This is a genomic window from Bradyrhizobium sp. AZCC 1588, from assembly GCF_036924735.1.
In the GTDB taxonomy this organism is placed as follows: domain Bacteria; phylum Pseudomonadota; class Alphaproteobacteria; order Rhizobiales; family Xanthobacteraceae; genus Bradyrhizobium.
Window position 1 is genome coordinate 711,774 of record NZ_JAZHSC010000001.1, and the last position, 18,369, is coordinate 730,142.

General features: G+C 61.7%; 20 protein-coding genes. 8 read left to right on the top strand and 12 right to left on the bottom strand.

Features of this window, described 5'->3' with window-relative positions; all coding sequences use genetic code 11:
* Positions 1 to 85: 85 nt before the first annotated feature.
* Positions 86 to 1,681, bottom strand: a complete 1,596-nt coding sequence (locus V1277_RS03485; protein ID WP_334415013.1) for an ATP-binding protein — start codon at positions 1,679 to 1,681, stop codon at positions 86 to 88.
* 437 nt (positions 1,682 to 2,118) lie between these two features.
* On the opposite strand from V1277_RS03485, the gene V1277_RS03490 reads away from it, so the two are divergent.
* Both V1277_RS03490 and V1277_RS03495 read left to right on the top strand, forming a co-directional pair.
* The gene (locus V1277_RS03490; protein WP_334374241.1) at positions 2,119 to 2,478 is read left to right on the top strand and encodes a PRC-barrel domain-containing protein; all 360 of its coding nucleotides are present in this window, start codon (positions 2,119 to 2,121) and stop codon (positions 2,476 to 2,478) included.
* 1,044 nt (positions 2,479 to 3,522) lie between these two features.
* Positions 3,523 to 3,882, top strand: a complete 360-nt coding sequence (locus V1277_RS03495) for a ClpXP protease specificity-enhancing factor SspB (protein WP_334415014.1) — start codon at positions 3,523 to 3,525, stop codon at positions 3,880 to 3,882.
* Between the two features lie 4 nt (positions 3,883 to 3,886).
* Here V1277_RS03495 and V1277_RS03500 read toward each other — a convergent pair whose 3' ends face one another.
* From V1277_RS03500 to V1277_RS03515, 4 genes are all read right to left on the bottom strand, one after another.
* Positions 3,887 to 4,699 (bottom strand): hypothetical protein, encoded by an 813-nt coding sequence (locus tag V1277_RS03500; RefSeq protein WP_334415015.1) that lies wholly within the window; start codon positions 4,697 to 4,699, stop codon positions 3,887 to 3,889.
* Positions 4,700 to 4,834: 135 nt separating this feature from the next.
* A complete protein-coding gene (locus V1277_RS03505; protein ID WP_334415016.1) occupies positions 4,835 to 5,620 on the bottom strand; it encodes a 2-keto-4-pentenoate hydratase in 786 nt (261 codons plus the stop codon).
* Between the two features lie 69 nt (positions 5,621 to 5,689).
* Positions 5,690 to 6,055 carry an RNA polymerase-binding protein DksA gene (gene dksA / locus V1277_RS03510; protein ID WP_141686941.1) on the bottom strand — a complete coding sequence of 122 codons (366 nt, stop codon included), beginning with the start codon at positions 6,053 to 6,055 and terminating at the stop codon, positions 5,690 to 5,692.
* A gap of 200 nt (positions 6,056 to 6,255) precedes the next feature.
* Positions 6,256 to 6,867, bottom strand: coding sequence for an NAD(P)-dependent oxidoreductase (locus tag V1277_RS03515; RefSeq protein WP_334363734.1), 612 nt, complete (start codon positions 6,865 to 6,867; stop codon positions 6,256 to 6,258).
* A 114-nt stretch (positions 6,868 to 6,981) separates the two neighbouring features.
* Here V1277_RS03515 and V1277_RS03520 point away from each other — a divergent pair, with 114 nt between their 5' ends.
* Positions 6,982 to 7,368: a winged helix-turn-helix transcriptional regulator gene (locus tag V1277_RS03520; protein ID WP_057843965.1), complete on the top strand. Its 387-nt coding sequence runs from the start codon at positions 6,982 to 6,984 to the stop codon at positions 7,366 to 7,368.
* Positions 7,369 to 7,558: 190 nt separating this feature from the next.
* Here V1277_RS03520 and V1277_RS03525 read toward each other — a convergent pair whose 3' ends face one another.
* A complete protein-coding gene (locus tag V1277_RS03525; protein ID WP_028348621.1) occupies positions 7,559 to 7,972 on the bottom strand; it encodes a flagellar assembly protein FliX in 414 nt (137 codons plus the stop codon).
* A gap of 266 nt (positions 7,973 to 8,238) precedes the next feature.
* Here V1277_RS03525 and V1277_RS03530 point away from each other — a divergent pair, with 266 nt between their 5' ends.
* From V1277_RS03530 to V1277_RS03545, 4 genes are all read left to right on the top strand, one after another.
* Entirely contained in the window at positions 8,239 to 9,363 is a 1,125-nt protein-coding gene (locus V1277_RS03530; protein WP_334374237.1) for a flagellar basal body P-ring protein FlgI, read from the top strand.
* Positions 9,363 to 9,701 carry a flagellar assembly peptidoglycan hydrolase FlgJ gene (gene flgJ / locus V1277_RS03535; protein WP_334415017.1) on the top strand — a complete coding sequence of 113 codons (339 nt, stop codon included), beginning with the start codon at positions 9,363 to 9,365 and terminating at the stop codon, positions 9,699 to 9,701. The genes V1277_RS03530 and flgJ overlap by 1 nt, the downstream gene beginning before the upstream one ends.
* A gap of 19 nt (positions 9,702 to 9,720) precedes the next feature.
* A complete protein-coding gene (locus tag V1277_RS03540; RefSeq protein WP_334363738.1) occupies positions 9,721 to 10,218 on the top strand; it encodes a hypothetical protein in 498 nt (165 codons plus the stop codon).
* 159 nt (positions 10,219 to 10,377) lie between these two features.
* Positions 10,378 to 10,758, top strand: a complete 381-nt coding sequence (locus V1277_RS03545) for a hypothetical protein (RefSeq protein ID WP_334374235.1) — start codon at positions 10,378 to 10,380, stop codon at positions 10,756 to 10,758.
* A 7-nt stretch (positions 10,759 to 10,765) separates the two neighbouring features.
* Here the strand turns inward: V1277_RS03545 and V1277_RS03550 are convergent, their stop codons facing one another.
* From V1277_RS03550 to V1277_RS03560, 3 genes are all read right to left on the bottom strand, one after another.
* Positions 10,766 to 11,131, bottom strand: a complete 366-nt coding sequence (locus V1277_RS03550) for a hypothetical protein (protein WP_334415018.1) — start codon at positions 11,129 to 11,131, stop codon at positions 10,766 to 10,768.
* Positions 11,132 to 11,148: 17 nt separating this feature from the next.
* Entirely contained in the window at positions 11,149 to 11,514 is a 366-nt protein-coding gene (gene flaF, locus V1277_RS03555) for a flagellar biosynthesis regulator FlaF (RefSeq protein ID WP_028348615.1), read from the bottom strand.
* Between the two features lie 150 nt (positions 11,515 to 11,664).
* On the bottom strand, positions 11,665 to 11,970 hold the full coding sequence (locus V1277_RS03560; protein ID WP_334415019.1) for a hypothetical protein: 306 nt from the start codon (positions 11,968 to 11,970) through the stop codon (positions 11,665 to 11,667).
* Positions 11,971 to 12,091: 121 nt separating this feature from the next.
* Here V1277_RS03560 and flbT point away from each other — a divergent pair, with 121 nt between their 5' ends.
* Complete coding sequence (gene flbT, locus V1277_RS03565; protein WP_334415020.1) at positions 12,092 to 12,520, top strand: flagellar biosynthesis repressor FlbT; 429 nt, start codon at positions 12,092 to 12,094, stop codon at positions 12,518 to 12,520.
* 71 nt (positions 12,521 to 12,591) lie between these two features.
* Here the strand turns inward: flbT and V1277_RS03570 are convergent, their stop codons facing one another.
* The 3 genes from V1277_RS03570 to V1277_RS03580 are packed head-to-tail and all read right to left on the bottom strand — an operon-like array spanning position 12,592 to position 18,213.
* A complete protein-coding gene (locus V1277_RS03570; protein ID WP_334415021.1) occupies positions 12,592 to 14,469 on the bottom strand; it encodes a flagellar protein in 1,878 nt (625 codons plus the stop codon).
* A gap of 7 nt (positions 14,470 to 14,476) precedes the next feature.
* Entirely contained in the window at positions 14,477 to 16,357 is a 1,881-nt protein-coding gene (flgK, locus tag V1277_RS03575; protein ID WP_334415022.1) for a flagellar hook-associated protein FlgK, read from the bottom strand.
* Positions 16,358 to 16,401: 44 nt separating this feature from the next.
* Positions 16,402 to 18,213, bottom strand: coding sequence for a flagellar hook-basal body complex protein (locus V1277_RS03580; protein WP_334411075.1), 1,812 nt, complete (start codon positions 18,211 to 18,213; stop codon positions 16,402 to 16,404).
* Between the last annotated feature and the right edge of the window lie 156 nt (positions 18,214 to 18,369).

Genomic DNA, 18,369 nt, shown 5'->3' on the forward strand with positions numbered 1-18,369 from the left:
GACGATGATCAACGCGGTCTCCGTGACTTGGGCGGAGACCGCGCGTACGTCGAAGTCAAGGAAACGCCTGCTCGTCCAGCAGAACTCACGATGCCAGCGCGGTTAGAAGCATCCGCGCGAGATCGGCGCTGAGGTAAGGCTTCGGCAGCAGCAGCACGCCAGCATCGAGACGGCCGTGATGTACGAGGGCATTCTCCGCATAGCCAGAGGTATAAAGCACTTTGAGCCCTGGGCGCCTTTTGACCCCCTCGGTCGCGAGCTGGCGGCCATTCATTCCCCCGGGAAGCATTACGTCAGTGAACAGCAGGTCAATGCGTTCGGGTCCATCGATGATTGCCAGCGCCTCGGTAGCATTGCCGGCGGCGAGCGTGTGGAACCCGAAACGGGTGATCTGCGCCACGACGTATTCGCGAACCAGCGGATCGTCCTCGACAATCAGGATAGACTCATCGCCGTGTTCGCCCGCATACCCGCCAGTCTCGCCGGCGGGTGCCTCCGGGCCACCACCCGTGGCCTGCGGCAGGTATAGCTTCACGGTCGTGCCGTGGCCCTCTTCGCTGTAGATCTTGATGTGTCCATTCGACTGTTTAACGAAGCCATAGACCATGCTGAGGCCGAGCCCCGATCCCTTCCCGGCCTCCTTGGTGGTAAAGAATGGTTCAAACACCTTTTCGAGCAGGCTGCTGGGAATTCCGTCCCCCGTGTCACTTACTGCAATCATGACGTAGTTGCCCGGTCTAACCTCGCTGTTCAGGCGAGCGTAGTTCTCGTCGAGCACCACATTCTTGGTTTCTAACGTCAGCTTGCCGCCGTTAGGCATGGCGTCGCGCGCATTTAGGGCGAGGTTCAGGATCGCGGTCGAGAGCTGACTGGGATCAATCAGAGCCGGCGCGGAATCGTGCGCCAGCATCGATTCAATTTCGATGTGTTCGCCGAGGGTCGGTCGTAGCAGACTCGCTGCATCGATCACCAACGCGTTGACATCGGTATTGCGCGGCTGCAGCGGCTGTCGACGGGAGAAGGCCAACAGATGCTTCGTCAGCTCAGCTCCCCTTGCTGCGGCACCGCTAATCAGATTGGTGATCTGAGTGAGATGTGGACGATCCTTGACCGCATCGCTGAGAATTTCGATGGTCCCGGTGATCACAGTCAGAATGTTGTTGAAGTCGTGCGCGACGCCACCGGTGAGCTGGCCGATGGCTTCCATCCTCTGCGCTTGCCGGACCTTGGATTCGGTGGCCTCTTTCTCCTCAAAACGCCTGACCATGGCCTCAGCTTCGCGGCGTTGCTTGACCTCCTCCTCAAGTGCCGCATAGGCACCCGCAAGCTGGATGCGCGTGGGCAGCACCAGGATCCGCGGCAGCAGCAGTAGCAGTGCTGCCGCGATCACGACCGAGATCAGCGCCAGGAAAGCTTTGGTCAGGGCCTCGATTTCATAAGCCGGCACCCACATCGTGTAGATCGACAGCAGGCGGGTAACTCCGCAGACCGCGACGAAGATGGCGAATGTCAAGAATACGCCCCGGAACATAAGCTCGCGGTAGCGCCGCCACGCGAAGAACGCGAGGACGAACGCCGTGGCAAAGAAGGCGCCGGCGAGCATCGCGTCGGAAATGACATTCAGCCAGATCAGTTCCGGCTTCCACAATAAGCACGCGCCGTGCGCGGTGAGCGTCGACATGTGGATAGCTCCAACTAGCGGCTGCATGCATGCAACCGCAATCCTCCGATCCGTGCGTCGGGGCGACAGAAATTATTCAGGTTTTCGCCACCCGCACAAGCGCAGCGCTGACCTCGGCGAATGTTGCTGCGCCCGTCCGAGAGCCATCAAACCCGCATGTTGCATTCCCGGGAACAACTAGGCGGAGGTTTCGTCGAGGCTTTTAACAGATCGGCTTTAGGAACGGCCCTCCGCTGGGTGTGCCGGCCAAGCCTCGGATGTCAGTGGCCTTTAGCGGACATGTCCACCAGACCGACTGATGTCGGTATCGTGGGCAAACCGACATGCGGCTGGACGCGCCACATCCACATCGATGCGTCGATGGGTAGCTGCCACACTCCGGAACGTCTCCCCCCGCCCCTTGTTTTCGTTCATCCATCTAGCAGGAGGAGAATCCCATGGCACTAGACGCAAACGAAACCGGCAACCTGATCGGCAGCGACAAGGTCGAGGGAACTGCCGTCTATGGCGCCGATCGCAACAAGATCGGCTCGATTGAGCGCGTCATGATCGACAAGAAGAGCGGCAGGGTGTCCTACGCCGTGCTCTCCTTCGGCGGCTTTCTCGGCATCGGCGACGACCACTATCCGCTACCCTGGCAATCGCTGAAATACGATACCTCGCTCGGTGGCTACGTCACCGGCGTGACGGAAGCGCAGCTCAAGAGCGCACCGCATTACGGCAACGACAACGCCTGGAACTGGAGCGATCCGACCCGGACCCGCGCCATCAACGACTACTACGGCATCGCGATCTGATCGTGGTCGCTCCTTGGGGTCCGCCGCAGTGGCGGGCTTTTCTTTGCCTGGCAGGCGCGAACGCAGGGCCTGCGTTCGCCTGTCAGCAGAGAACTATTCCTGCTGCCTTGCGTTGTGATCTGCGAAAGGCGGAGCAATGGGAAAATTCTTCTTGATCATTATCGCTGTCAGCGTCGCCGTTTTGCTGGCGATGAGTGCATACGTCATCAGCCTGTGACAGCGATACGGCTTGCCAAACAGTTCGATCAAACAGCGCCCGGCGTGGAATGGGCCACCGGTCAGCCAAAAAGCAGGCCCCGGCGCCTCTCGGGGGGAAGATTGCGCCAGAGCCTGAAGGGTAGCCGCGTGTTCAAAAACACGATTGCATAATTTTCCCGACCAAGAATCGTTCCCCTCCCGAACGTTACTTCTTCATGGTTCCTGCGGGAGAAAGTAGCATCGCCCTTCTTGTCCACGGCGCCTGCAGTCCCGGCGCCCTGCGTGCTGGCGTCCTGGATGAAGACCTGGAATTGCTGGTCGTGGTGCCCGTTGCGCCGTTCCTCATGGCGACTCCGCCGGTAGCGGCACCTCGGGTGCGCAAGTTTGTCGCAGGGCGGCATCAACTGAGCGAGCAACCGCGCGGACGAGCGGTGACGGTTCTTCGAGCCCGGCTAGGTTTTCAATTAACCATTAATTCGCCGACGACGATGGCAAGATGGATTCATGGCCGGGGAGACGGCCGAGGAAAACCCGATATAAGCCGTTAGGCTCATTGCGCAGCGCACCGCCGGTGATAGGCACACCTGCGATGATTACCGTATCCTTACTACCAATACACACGGACGGCGGGTGCTGCGGGCATCTGGCGCTCCCGCGCCCTCTTTCTTTTTTGAGGGAACCCGTTAGCATGACCCGGCAAGCCGCGGGGACGCGAGCATACACCCATTTGTCATTCGCCCGAGAAGCAGGCGATCGAGTATTCCAGAGACCGCAGTGATGGAAACGACAGGTCGCGGCGTACTGGCTACCCCGCAAGTGCGGGGTGTGACCATTTCTTGTGGGGCCATGCTGCTTCTCTTCCTCGTGATCCTGATTCCGGCCTCGCCTGCATTCGCCGAGCCGTGCAGCAAGCCGACGGTGCGTTCCAAGATTGCCGAGACGCTCCGCCTCGCCTCGGAGCAGCGGCCTGTCAATCTCACGTTTCGCACTGGCGCCGACGGCGTGAAACTATCGATCGGCCTCAAGACGAAATATCCCGACGATATGACCATCATCCTGCAGAGTGACTTCGAGCAGTTGAACGTAAAGGATGACCGCTTCGATGTCCTGCTGCGATTGCGGGGGGCTCGCGAACGGGTCACCGTCCCCTTCAATGCAATCAAATCATTCTGGGATAAGTCCGAGTTGAAGTGCTCCGACGGCTGATGCCTCACTCCGGCGTCGCGCGCCGGATCAGGGCGCAGAGCCCTGTCATCCGCGCGATCGGATGTTCGACGAACAGGCGGCAGGAGACGAGTGCGGGTTTGAGCGTATCCGGCGACGGCGCCGGCTTCAGTTGCTTTGCGAGAGTCGCACCATGCGCGTGCCCGAGCGCGCGAGTCGAAAGCGTCAGCGCGTTCAGCCGCCCTTCCCACTGCAGTGGCGCCAGCATTGTTCGCACCAGCGCCAGATAGGACGGCCAGTACGCCAGGTGCCGGTACATACTCGCAATCAGTTGCGGTTCGGTGTCCTCTCCAAAGGAATTCAATTCGGCGACCAGCGCCGCCACCTCGGGGTCCAGCGCCTCCATCGGCGGCAGCTCCGGAATTTTTGTGCCGGGCGCCGTTGGCGCCATATCGACGGCCGTCACGGCATCGGCCGGGGGCGGCTCGTAATGCGCCAGCAACGCCGAGAGCACGACGAGCGCGAGCGCATTGGTATATTGATAGCTGTCGAGCACGTCACGAATCAGTGCGCGTTCGGCCTCGTCCACGCCGGCGGCAAGCAAGGTGTCGATGGAGAAGCCAGGCCAATCCGGCAGCGCGATCGTTCGCCTGACGGCTTCGGCGTGCAATGGCGCGTCACCGAGATAGAGCGGTCGCACGGTCGCCCACGTCCATTCCAGCGCACCCGGCATGGTCGCGAGGTTGCGCCAGATCAGGTTGACCACGCTGGTGCCGAGCACCTTGCGGATGTCGGCATAGATGTCTGCGATTTCGCCTCTGGCCTCCGATTCGAGAACCGAGGGAATGCTCTCTGCCATCACTCTCACTCGGACTGTAGGGCGGGCAAAGCCAACGGGTCGCGCGAATGCGCGCCTGATGACAGGCTCCGCGTGCCCACCGACACAAAAATGATGGGCACGGGCGCAAGCGCGCCTTTGCCCACCCTACGAGATCTACGCAAATGTCGCGGTTACCGTCCCCAGCCCCTCCAACTCCATCTTCACGGCATCGCCCTGGTCGAGCCACACGGTTTTCACGAGGCTGCCGGTGAGAACGATCTGTCCGGCATGCAGCCCCGCGCCCTCTTCGGCGAGATGATTGGCAAGCCAAGCCAGCGCGTTGTGGGGATGGCCGAGCACGTCGGCGCCGGTGCCGCGGCCCAACTCCTTGCCGTTGACGAGGGCACGGCCCTTGGCCGTGAGCAGGTCCGGCGCCTTGGTGCGCGCCACCGCTTTGCCGAGCACGCAGCCGGCGGCGAAGAAATCGTCCGCGACCAGCGTCGGCGCGCCCATCGTCTCCCATTTGACGTACCGGTCGTCGACGATCTCGATTGCCAGGTGATACGCCTCGATTGCCTCCATCACCCACTCCGCGGTGAACGGGGCTTCTGACGGCGCGAGGCTACGTGCCAGCCGCACCGCGATCTCGCATTCGACGCCGACGCGGACGTAATCGCCGAAGCGCAGCTTGGCGCCGGAGTCATGCACGCCCTTGGCGAACACGCCACCGCCGCAAGGATGGGGAATGTCGAGATATTCCTGCATCACCGGACTGGTGCAGCCGATCTTGTAGCCGACCAGCGCGCCGGTCTGCGGCAGCAGCAGATCGTGGACGGCGCGTTGGATCTGATAGCCTTCGGCTTCATCGGCAGGCGCTAGCTCAGGCGGCAGCGCGGCCAGCGGCGCGCGATTGCGGCGGGCGGTAGCGATGTTCTGTGCGGCCGCGAGAATCTTGTCCATCAGCGGCGGCTTTCATGGTTGCAGCCTGCAGCGCTGACCGCCCGTCGCGGTCAGCCGCCAGGCCCTGTCCTACTCGTCCCGATAAACCTTCTCGCGCTTCTCGTGACGTTCCTGCGCTTCCACCGACAGCGTTGCAATGGGGCGAGCCTCCAGCCGCTTGAGCGAGATCGGTTCACCGGTCTCCTCGCAATAGCCGTAGGTGTTGTCCTCGATGCGTTGCAGCGCCGCGTCGATCTTGGAGATCAATTTGCGCTGGCGGTCGCGGGCGCGCAGTTCGATGGCGCGATCGGTTTCGGAAGAGGCGCGATCAGCGAGATCCGGATGATTGACGTTCTCTTCCTGAAGGGTCTGCAGAGTGATCTTCGATTCCCTCAGGATCTCGTCCTTCCACGCCAGCAGCTTGGCGCGAAAATACTCGCGCTGGCGGTCGTTCATGAAAGGCTCTTTTTCGGAGGGTCGATAATTCTTCAACTTTTCCAAGGCCAGCCCATCTTCACGTGCAAGGCGGGGCGGAAAATTGTCCGTCCGCGCGGGCCTTATATAGCGGCGGGTTGTGACAGACAATATAGGCCGTCTCCTTGGGGGTACCTCCCCCAAGGCCTTGCACAGGCAAAGTTATCGGGACCACCTAGCGCCTAGTAGCCGACCGTGAAGCGCTGGCGGATATGGGCGGGACGCTCGATCTCGTCGGCGAGTGCAACTGCGAAATCCTCGAAGGAAATCGAACTTTTGCCGTCGGCAGCGGTCAAAAGCTGGTCGGTCCCGAGGCGGAACTTGCCAGTTCGCTCGCCGGCGGTGAACAGGGCGGAGGGCGACAGGAAGGTCCAGTTGAGTTCCTTCTCGGCTCGGAGCAGATCGAGGAAGGCGGCGCCCTTCTCGGCTTCCGCCTTGTATGCCACGGGAAAACCCGGGGTGGTGACCAGCCGAACGCCCGGGGCCACTTCAAGACTGCCGGCGCCCCCGACCACGAGGTAACGGCCGACCTTCGAATCCTTGGCAGCGCCGATCAGCTTGGCCGGGTCGCTGGCGAGAAAGTGGATCGAACTGATCGCGGCATCATGACCGGCGAGCAGCCGGGCCAGTTCCGCTTGGTCCATGGCATCGCCCGCGGTGGGCGTCACGTTGGCCTGGGCGGCGATCTTTTCGGGATGGCGGGCGATGGCGGTCACAGTGTGGCCACGGCGGGCGAGTTCAGCGGTGATGCGCGAACCGGCATTGCCGGACGCGCCGATGACGGCGATTTTCATGGAGGTCTCCCTGCGAATTGATGGATGTGGTATCCAATGGTGACTAGATAGCGAAATGAATGTAAGTGTTAAGAGAGCACTTTTGGGTCACCTGATTACGCCGGAGTAACCGCCGTGAAAGCCAGCGCCAAAACCCCGAACGCCTATTCGGCTCAATGCCCGACGCGGCAGATTCTCGATCGCGTCGGTGACAAATGGGCCGTACTCATCCTGCTTCTCATCAGGCACGAGCCGATGCGTTTCAATGCGTTACGCCGCACCATTGAGGGCATCTCGCAGAAGATGCTGAGCCAGGTTCTCAAATCGCTCGAACGCGACGGATTGATCAAACGCCGCGCGATCGCGACCGTGCCGGTCACGGTGGAGTATTCGATCACACCGCTCGGCGCGACGCTCGCCGACGCGGTCGATCCGTTGCGGGACTGGGCGGAGAAGAACCTGAAGGAGGTGCTGAACGCGCAGCGCCGTTACGACGCGGCGCGCAAGGATATGGCGGCGTGAATCAATCCACCGCCGTCATGCCTCGCTTCAAGCGGGGCATGCAGTACGTCGCGGCCTTTCGGTCGAGCACGAACAACTCTGGAATACTGGGTTGCCCGGCCCCGGCTACGCCAAGGCTTCGCCGAGGCTTTCATGTCTTGGCTCGCCGAAGCTTTAGCGGAGGCGGCAAGCCCGGAAATGACATCAGGAGCTAGAACCGCCCGGCCTTCGCCAGTTCGACTTCAACGCGCAGCTCGATTTCGGCCAGCACCGCATCGAGGCCGGGATCGCCGGAGGACGACTTCAGATTGGCAGCGGCATCGCGCAGCCGGTTCACCGTAGAAGCATCGAGATTGCCGGAGAGCAAGCCGATCTTGAGTTCGTCGAGCACGTCGAGCGCGCCCCTGCCCCGTGCTACCGAACGCTTGCGGCGCTCCGTCGGATCCTCGACACCCTGCAGGGCGAGCAGCGCGTCGATGTTGCCGGCGGCTTTGGGCGCCACAGCCGCGCGCGGCTCCTCGGGCGTGGTCGGCGTCTCCGGCAGCGAGAAGCCGGTCGAACTGGTTCGCCGCGTATGACTTGCGGGCGATCCAAGCGTGGTGCCGTTCGGTCCGTAGATGCGCATCGTGGTGATCTCGCCCTGAGAATAGAGCGACCTTCGCCTTCTTATGGTTAATGACGCGTAAACGGCCCGGCAAAATCTGCCGACATACGGCAGTTTCGCCCATCGTGGTGAAGCCGCCGCGACCTCGCGCCTCCGACGAAGACCCAGCAATATCAATGCATTGCATCGGAAACGCAGTGTGGCACGGCACTCGCATAGTTAATGCCGGACCGTCGTCATGGGAGTGGCGCCTGCGGTCCGGTGGAAGACCTCGAGGGGAGCACAGGATGCCCGGCATCCGTTCGGCAAGAGTGATTTGGGTGGCCTGCGCCGCGCTGCTGGCGCTGGCGCTATCGCCCTCGTCCGCGGGCGCGACGTCGCGGATCAAGGATCTCGCCAATATCGAAGGCGTGCGACAGAACCAGTTGATCGGCTACGGCCTCGTCGTCGGCCTCAACGGCACCGGCGACACGCTGAACAACATCCCCTTCACCAAGCAGTCGCTGCAGGCGATGCTGGAGCGCATGGGCGTCAACATCCGCGGCGCCACCATCCGCACCGGCAACGTCGCCGCCGTCATGGTCACCGGCAATCTGCCGGCCTTCGGCACCCAGGGCACGCGGATGGACGTCACGGTCTCCGCGCTCGGCGACGCCAAGAATCTGCAGGGCGGCACCCTGCTCGTCACCCCCCTGCTCGGCGCCGACGGCAACGTCTATGCGGTAGCCCAGGGCTCGCTGGCGATCTCGGGTTTCCAGGCCGAAGGCGAAGCCGCCAAGATCGTGCGCGGCGTGCCCACCGTCGGCCGCATCGCCAACGGCGCCATCATCGAGCGCGAGATCGAATTCGCGCTCAATCGCCTGCCGAATGTGCGGCTCGCGCTGCGCAACGCCGACTTCACCACCGCCAAACGCATCGCGGCGGCCGTCAACGACTTCCTCGGCGTCAAGACTGCCGAACCGATCGACCCCTCCACGGTGCAGTTGGCGATCCCCGCCGAATTCAAGGGCAACGTCGTCGCCTTTCTTACCGAGATCGAGCAATTGCAGGTCGATCCCGATCTCGCCGCCAAGATCGTCATCGACGAACGTTCCGGCATCATCGTGATGGGGCGGGACGTTCGCGTCGCCACCGTGGCGGTGGCGCAAGGCAATCTTACCGTGACAATTTCCGAAAGCCCGCAGGTCAGCCAGCCCAATCCGCTGTCGCGCGGCCGAACTGTCGTCACGCCGCGCACCGGCGTCAGCGTCTCCGAGGACGGCAAGAAATTCGCGGTCGTGAAGGACGGCGTCTCGCTGCAGCAACTCGTCGACGGCCTAAATGGTCTCGGCATCGGCCCACGCGACCTGATCGGCATCCTGCAGGCGATCAAGGCCGCCGGCGCGATCCAGGCCGACATCGAGGTGATGTGATGAACGGCATCGCCAATCCCTACGACAAGACCTCGCTGATCAACGGCCGCAAGGACCCGCTGCTTGCCGACGCCCTGACCAAGATTTCGCCGGAAGCGCAGAAAAAGACGCGCGCCAAGGCCGAGGAGTTCGAGGCGATGTTCCTCAACTCGATGTTTTCGCAGATGACCACCGGCGTCAAAGGCGAAGGGCCGTTCGGTGACACGACCGGCACCGGCGTCTGGCGCTCGATGCTGACGGACGAGTATTCGAAATCATTCGCCAAGTCCGGCGGCATCGGTATCTCCAACGATGTCTTCCGCACCTTGATCCTCCAGCAAGCCAACCGCGTCGGCTGATCCAAAGGAACCCCCCGACATGAATCAGCATCCTCAGGCCAGGCCCGCACCGGCCCCCGCGCCAGCAAGAGCGATCTCCACGCCAACCGAGGCGCGCAAGCTCGCGGAAGAACTGATGGACGTGATGAGCGGGCTGCTCGGCATCATCGAGCGCGAAACCGAACTGGTTCGCGCCGGCAACGTGCGCGAGGCGATAAGGCTGGAAGAGCAAAAAGGCGAGCTGTCACGCCGCTACATGGTCGCGGTCGAGAATCTGAAGAACGCGCAAAAATATCTGGCGCAGGTATCGCCGGAATTGCTGACGACGTTGCGCCGCCATCACGACACCTTCCGCGCGATGCTGCAGATCAATCTCACCGTGCTTGCGACCGCGCACGCGGTGTCGGAGGGCATCGTGCGCGGCGTCAACGCCGAGATCCAGCGCAAGAACATTCCGAATACCTATACGGCTTCGGGACAACGGGCCGCGCCGGGACCACGCAACATCACCCCGCTCTCGGTCAGCCGTTCGCTGTAAGCGATCGCCGTTTTCGACTATCTACAATTTTCATTAAATTTGCGCGCTCGCGTCAGAGCGGAATTCAGCGTGTTCCCTAACATCACGTTGAGATGTAGAGGGCTATATTGCAACCGACGAGGGGTTGGGATTTGACTCGCAGCAAGCCTGGAGGCTGCCATGAGTACAGATTTCAACATCAAACCGGTGGGGGCACCGGTTGCCGCGCCGATCGTTCAGCACGTGAGCGAGGCGGCACAACATGCGGTCGCAACCGAACTGCCGGCGAGCCAGAGCGTCTCGGCAGTCGACTCAAGCGCGCGCGCCAGCACGGATTCCGCTGCGGTCCGCGTCTCCATTTCAAGTCCTGCAGTATCGAACCAGGTCGTGATCGACCGCGATGCGCGCGCCGTCGTCTATCAGGTAGTCGACGTCAAGACGAGCCAGGTCGTGAAGCAGTTTCCGGAGGAAGCCGTGCTGCGCCGGCGGGCCTATTTCCACACGCTCGACCTGACCAAGGACGCGCCGACGCGGCTTCGCGCAACCGACCGCAAGGCCTGAGCCGATTTCAGCCGGAGCGTGAGGCGTAGGCCTGGTCGAGATAGGTCTGGCCGCTCGCCGCATCGGTGACGACGTTCTTGATCTCCGCCTTGCCAAGGGCGCTGAGCGTAAACTTGGTGTCACCGACTCGGAATGAAAGATCCTTGATCAGAACTTCCTGGAATTTATTGGTGCCGCCGCTCTGGTACTGCACCTTGGCCCGAAAGCCCGTGACGTTCGAGATCGTGAACTTGAACGTCTTGTTGTCGGGGTACTTCCCGGTCCAGGTGCCTTCGTAGAGCTTGGGATCGACCGCCACGTACGGAGTCTTGGACGGAACGGTCAGTCCCACCGTCTTGTAGTTGGCCGATATGATGCTCCAGAGGTCAGCCATCTTGGCACACTCGGTCGTTAGCTGCGGCCGGAGAGGCCAGCGGCGAGATTACAATTGATGTCGATCAGCGACTTCAGCTTCGCCGGATCCGGGTTCAATTGCATGTCGACAGTCTGCTTCATCACGAAGACGCCGATGTTCGCGATGTTCTGCCGCACTTCGATCGGTTGAGGGTTCTCGTTCGCCTCAACGGCGCTCATGAAGATCGACCATAGCCGACGGTTGAACAGCAATGCATTGTGCATCGCTTTGTCGGGGCCGTTCCAGTTCGACTGAACTTCCTGAAGTTGCCGTGCGGCCTTCAGCAGCGCCTGCGCTTCGATTTCACGGGGAGACGTCGTCGTTTGCGATGTACGCGCGTAGGCTTGGGCTGCATTAGACATTCACTAACCTCGATGGGAGCGGTTGACCGCGGGACTGCAGAAAAACTGCCCAACTTTCATACAGGTTGCGCCTTTAAATATGGTTAGCAAGTGTTACCGATTGTGTCGGTAGTCCGGCAGAAATCCACCTTTTCGTCAGCATGCCGACCATCAGGTTCTGATGGAATTAACATCGAAGCCCAAATTCTCACCTTCGGTACTTTTCTTCATGCCGAGATTTTTCTTCTCGAGCGGAAAAGTTTCGTGACGGATCTGCACGATCGACAGGTTCGAACCCAAGGCTGACGCCTCCGTGCGCAGCAACGTCGAAGCGCTGGCCAGGTTGGCAACGACATTGTTAGTCGCTGCGTTGTCGATGAAGTTGGCGAGACCGACACCGGCCGCGTTGGAGTTGACGCCGGTGAAATTAATTCGTCGGGTTGGAATCTGCTCCGTATTCCTACTGGTCAGGCACAAGAAAGCCCCGCCAAATGGGCACTAATCGTATGTTCACCATTGGTTAACCATCATCGGGAAGGATGCGAATCTGCCGGCGGGCAATCGACAACGCGCGAAAAGCGTCAAACGGAGAACAGGCATGGCCTTGAAAGTCGAGCTCAAACCGCACGAGCGAATCATCATCGGTGCCTGCGTGGTCACCAATACCGATCAGCGCGCCAGGCTGTTGATCGACGGCGACAGGATTCCGATCCTGCGCGAGAAAGACATTCTCACACCCGGGAGCGCCGACACGCCGGCCAAGCTGGTCTATCTCGCTGTACAGCTCATGTACCTGTCACCGGATCCGATGGCGCACCATCCGACCTATTTCAGCCTCGTGCGCGACATCCTGACCGCGATGCCGAGTGCCTGGCCCTTCATCGAAGGGATCAACAACTTCATTCTGAATGGCGATCTCTACCACGCGCTGAAGGAATCGAAGAAACTGATCAGCCATGAAGAGCAGATCCTGGAAAGCGCCCGGAAATTGCAATCGCACGAAGAGCCCGATCGCAAATCCGCGTAGCCATCGCATCGCTCAAACGTACAAAGGCCTCCGCGAAGGAGGCCTTTTGCTTTGAAGCGAACAAGTTTTCTTCAGATCGGCAGGAACTTGGTTAGCGTGGTCTGGTAGAGCATCGATGTCGTTTGATACGAGGCCTGCAGACTTGTCTGCAGCGCCAGGATCTTGGTCGCCACTTCGTCCTGGTTGATGCCCTCGATCTGGTCGAGCATGGTCTGCGCCATTCCCTTGAGCTGGGTCTGGCGGTCGGTCGAAGCCTTGATGGCGTTCTGCGCGCCGGCGAATTCCGCCTGCATGTCCTGAATCGATTGCTGGCCGGTCTGCGGCGCCAGATTTGCCGAAATCCGCTGTTGCAGCGCATTCACCTGCGCTTTCGAATTTGGGTTGGCGGCATTGGTCGTGACCGCGGCATACACCGCGATGTTCTGCAACTCGTAGCGCAGCGCCTGCTCGTTGGCACGCGCGCCGTATTGCACCGTGATGGACTGGTCGATGCGCGCGATCGCCGTGCCGCGCGGCGGATCGGTGCCGACTTCGCCGGTGTACCACGAGACCGTGTTGGCGGTTGTGCCGCCGATCAGATTGGTGGCGGTGGCAAACGGCGGACCGTTCACACGCAGCGGCGCCGGATTTGCGCTCGTCGTGGCGCTGAAGCCCAGCGCCGCGAATGCGGCCGCGTTCGAGCTGGAAACCGTCAGGCTCGCGCCGTCGCCGCCATGCAGCGCGATCACGCCGCCGGTGACGGTCGACGGGGTACCGGTGCCGGTGATCGAATCGATCTTGGCCAGCAGGGTCTGAACGCTGTCGGTGATATTGAGCTGGTTGCCGGTCGCGCCGGCAGCGACGAAGGTAATCGGCGTGCCGTTGACGGTAATGGTATCGCCCGCTGCAAAGTTTACGGCCAGCGAATCCGTATTCGCAGCGCCGAAAAGCAGCGTGGCGCCAGTAATCGGCGCCGGCACCGTGTCCTTGTTGTTGGCCGTACCTCCAACGACCGTCGCCGATGGATTGAAGAAATTGTTGGAAGCCTCGATCGCCGAGGCGGCGACCAGCGCGGTGTCGCTCAGCGTCTGGATCGAGGACGTCAACGCAGCCTGCAGGTTGGCCGTGGTCGCAACCGTATCGGCGCCGATCAGAAACGAGCCGGCAGGCGGCGGATTGGTGGTCGTCGCGGTCAGCGCGATCGACTCTGTGGTGCCGTCGGGCAGGTTGAAGTTGAACGTGATCTTGTCGCCATTGTTCGGGGGGACGGCGCCGAGGTCGACGGTGGCGGCCGGCGGCGTGCCGGCCGGCTGCGTCACGGTCGCTCCCGTCAGCGATGAGCTGATTGAACCAAGCTTCAACCCGAACGATGAACCATCCTCGGCCAGGCTGGTCACGGTGGTCGTCAACGGCGGCGACGAGACCGTCAGATGCGCCATGTTGCTGACGCCCTGATCGGCCTGGCGGCGTTCGTTGATAAGTTGCTTCAACCCGGCCTGGGTTCCCACACCGTCAAGCATGACGTCGGCCGGCACCGTCGCTGATGTGTCGGTGGTGCGGCCGGAAAACAGATAGCGGTCACCGGTCTGGCTGTTGAGCAGCGACACCGCATTCGAGAACGCCGCCTGCGCCGTGATCTGACCGGAGGTTTGACCGTTGTCGTTGAGCACGATGGTCGACGTGCTGGCCGCTTTCTTTACCGACGTGCCGATATCGGCCAATCCCTGCAGCGCAAGGTTGACGACGTTGAGTCTCGTGTTGACGTTGGTTGCGGTGTCCTTGAACGCGTCGATGCTGCTGACCTGCGCGCGCAAACTAAGCGCAAAGCCGCGATTGGCGCCCTGCCCTGCATAGGTCGTCGAGACCCGGCCGCTGGCAAGCTGCTGCGTCAGATCATCGAGTTGCTTGCGGATATTGAGGATCGAGGTCCCGATATAGGACGTCCTGCCGTTAACGCCATCGATCGACATGATACCCTCACATAGCCTGGATCAGCGTGTCGTACATCTGCTTGATGGACGACATTACGCGCGCGTTGGCGGAATAGGCGTTCTGCAGCGCGAGCAGATGCGCCATCTCGTCGTCGATATTGACGCCTGAGGCATCGGTCACCTTCTTCTGTAGGGTGTTCAGCACTACAGACTGACCGTCGGCGAGTTGCTTCGCGGCGGTTGCGGCTTCGCCCTGTTGGCTGATGAACTGCTTGGCAAAATTTGTCAGCGTGCCGGTGAACGGAGCGCCGGTGGTCCCGATGCCGGTCTCCGGCGAATAGCGATAGTTCCCCGACTGCAGTTGCGTGAGAATGAAATCGGAACGCGTGGTGTCGCCCGAAGGCGTCAGCGGGCTGGTGGAAAACACGATGGTGCGCGAGGGATCGCCGAGCAGGCCGAGATTGACGCTGATGCGGCCGGCAAGGCCGGTCTGCTGCGAACCATTGGCGGTGATCGCACCGGAAAACAGGCCGCCATTATCGGTGAACAGTGGAAGCTGTGGGTTGCCGCTGGTGAGCGACGACATGGTCGTTGTGACCGACGCCGCCAGGATGTCGGAGCGGTTTGGCGCGCCATCATCCAGCACCTGCAGGGTCGATCCCGACGGGTTTAAGAACTGCAGATCACTCGACCCGAGTGCGGCGTTGAGCTGGGAGACCACCGACGCCATGCCGCCGGCGAAATTGATGCCGAGCACCTCATCGTTGGGATCGAGGGTCGTAGTATTGCTCAGCGGCAGCACGCTCGGATCGTCGACGCGCACGATCGACAGATTGTGCGTAACACCGGTGGTGTTGTCCTTGTAGCTGACGTGGATGACGTTGCCGGATTGCAGGCCCGTGAGATCGAGATCGTAGCCGGCCTGCGGCAGCACGGACGCCGGAGCAGCGGTACCGGCCGTCGTCTTGTCCGACAGTGCGCTCGCCATCGACGCCGCGAACTGGTCGATCTGCGCCTGCGCCTTCACCAGCGTGTTGTCGCGCAGCTCGAGATAGGCAGCGATCTTGCCGGAACGAATCGAGTTGGTCGACACCAGATCGTAGCTGCCGCCGTGCGGGAAGTTGATGGTGATGGTGCCGACGTTGTTCTTGGTCGGGTCGGGATTGTACAGCGTGTTGGGCGTCACCGTGCCCTGGGGATTGAACGAAAGCTGCGCCGCCTCGGTGCCGACCAGTTGCACGCCGGAATTCGTGAACACGGTCACCTGGTTGAGGTCGTTGACGACGGTTCTGATGTCCATCAGGCTCGACAACTGGGTGATGTACTGGTCGCGCTGGTCCAGCAGCGATGCCGTCGCCGCGTCCGTCTTGCCGTTGTTCTGGAGCTGGTTGTTGATGAACGCGATCTGGGCCATCGCGTTGTTCGCCGTGATGATGGAATCGTTGATGCCCATCTCAGCGTTGGCGCGCAGAGCCTGGATCCCCTGTGTCGCCGCATTGAGCGTTTGCGCCATCGTCTGCGCGGCGCTGACGGCGCCGATCCGCGCCGACTGCGAGTCCGGGCTGGTGGACAGGCCCTGAAATGCGGTCAACAGCTTGTTGAATGCATCCTCGATCGTGCCGGTTTCGGACGGGTTTCCGTAGACGTTCTGCAAATTTTGGAGGTAGGTCGAACGAATATCGGCATAGGCTGCGCCGGAGGTTTCCGTGCGCAGTTGCGTCTGCAAATACTGGTCGAGCTGACGGTCGACGCCGTGGAGCAGAACGCTCGAGCCGTAATCGCCGGTCACGCCGGCGGACTGGATGATCGATTTCCTGACGTAACCGGGCGTTTCCGCGTTGGCGACGTTCGATCCGACCAGCGAGATCGCGGCTTGCGTCGCGCGCAGGCCGGACATTGCGGTGGAGAGAGCTTGACTCAAACCCATGACTAATTGCCCATCTCAAATCGCATCGTGAGCGTCGCGGCGAACTATCGCAGCACGTTCAGGAGATCCTGCACCATCGTGTTGGAAGTCGTGATCACCTTGGTGTTGGCCGAGTACGCCTGCTGGGTGACGATCAGCTTGGTAAACTCGTCGGCGATGTCGGTGTTGGATCCTTCCAGCGACGAGCCGACAATGGTTCCGGCCTTGCCGAACAGCGCCTGTCCCGACGCGTCGGTGACTTCGAATGCGCCGCCGTTGACGCGCTTGAGGAAGTTGGTGCCGTTGAAGGTCGCGACCGAGATTTCGGCGAGGTCGAGGTTGCGGCCATTGGAATAGTTGCCGACAATTCGGCCATTGGTGCCGACGCCGACGGACTGCAACTGGCCGGCCGGGAAGCCGTCCTGCTGGATCTGGTTGACCTGCACGTTGCCGTTGGCGTCCGCGAACTGGGTGACGCCGCCGGTGCCGAAGTTGATGACGGGACTGCCCAGCGCGACGCCGTTGACGACGGCATTGGTGAGCTCGATCGAAGGGATCGCCGGCGTCATCTGGCCTGAGGCAGAGAAGGTGAAATTGGTGTTGACGTTCTGCCACGCGACCTGAGTGCCGGTTGCGTTGGGATTGACCTGGTAGAACAGGTTCCAGGTGTCGGTATGGCCCGCACCGAGCGAGGCGCTGTCGACCTTGGCCCAACGGAACTGCAGGTTCACCGGAGCGCCCGAGACGTCGTAGGTCGTAACCGCACCACCCGCGATCGACTCGGCGAGGAACGTCGAATTGTCGTTGCCGACGACCTGACCGGTGCCGACGCCGCCGCCGCCGCCGCGCGTCGCCGTCACGGTGCCGGTAAAGCCGAGCGCGGCCCAAGCCGTGCTGTTTGAACTTGAGACCGAGAGATTGAAGGAGGTGCCGGAATGCAGCGTGATCGAGCCGCCGCTGATTGTGGATGCGACTGACGTTCCCTGGAGCACGTCGATCTTGCCCAGCAAGGTGCCGATGCTGTCGTCGACGTTGATCTGGTTGGGGCCGGCGGCGGTGCCCGACGCCATGAAGGTGAGGGTTTGGCCGTTGACCGTGATGGTGTCACCCGCGACGAAGTTGGTGGAGATCGAGTTGGTGCCGGCCGCGCCGCTGAGCAGGGTCGCGGCCGTGTTCGCAACCGACGGCGTCGCTTTGTTGTTCTGGGTGGTGCCACTCCTGGAGGCGTCGGTATAGGGCGCCATAGGCGTGCCGAGCGCCAGCGGATTATGTCCGGAACTGTATGATCCGGGCACGATCAATTCCGATCCGGGAACGGAGACGTCATGCTTGGTCGTCAGCGGATAGCTGGCGAGGTTGGCGCGATAGTCGATCCTGGTGGTTTGCTGCGCCGGCAAGAAGTCGTTCTGGAATCGGAGAACCTGCGGCGAACTGCCGGACGGGTTGCCGGTGGTCGGGTCGATTGGCACACCCTGCAGGTAATAGCCGGCGCCGTTGACGAGATAGCCGCTTTTGTCGAGCTGGAAGTCGCCGCGGCGGGTATAGCGGTCGACGCCGTCGAACACCGGCGTGCCGTCGGTGAAGTTGCCAGGCTTTTGCACCGCAAAAAAGCCGTTGCCGTTGATCGCCATGAAGGTCGCCACAGAGGCCGTCTGCACGTCGCCCTGCACCGAGTTGGTGGAGCGGGATTGCGTGGTGACGCCGCCCGCGAGTTGCGCGGTCGCTGAGGTCTGCGGAATCAGATCGAGGAAGGAGGTGTCGACGCGCTTGAACGCCGTGGTCTGCGAGTTGGCGATGTTACCCGAAACGTTTTCCAGCGCGTAGGAGTTGGCGCGGAGGCCGCCGACCGCGGTGGTAAGAGCGCCGAAGATACCCATGACATTTTCTCCAAATTCGATCCGGGCGGCTCGCCGGTGCAGGCCGCGTCGGGAGAAGATGTCGCAAGCGTTGTGCCAAACAGCAAAATCAATATAAATCAATGCTTTAAGAAAAAAGCCCCGGTCCAAAGACCGGGGCACATTTGCCGGGCGGGC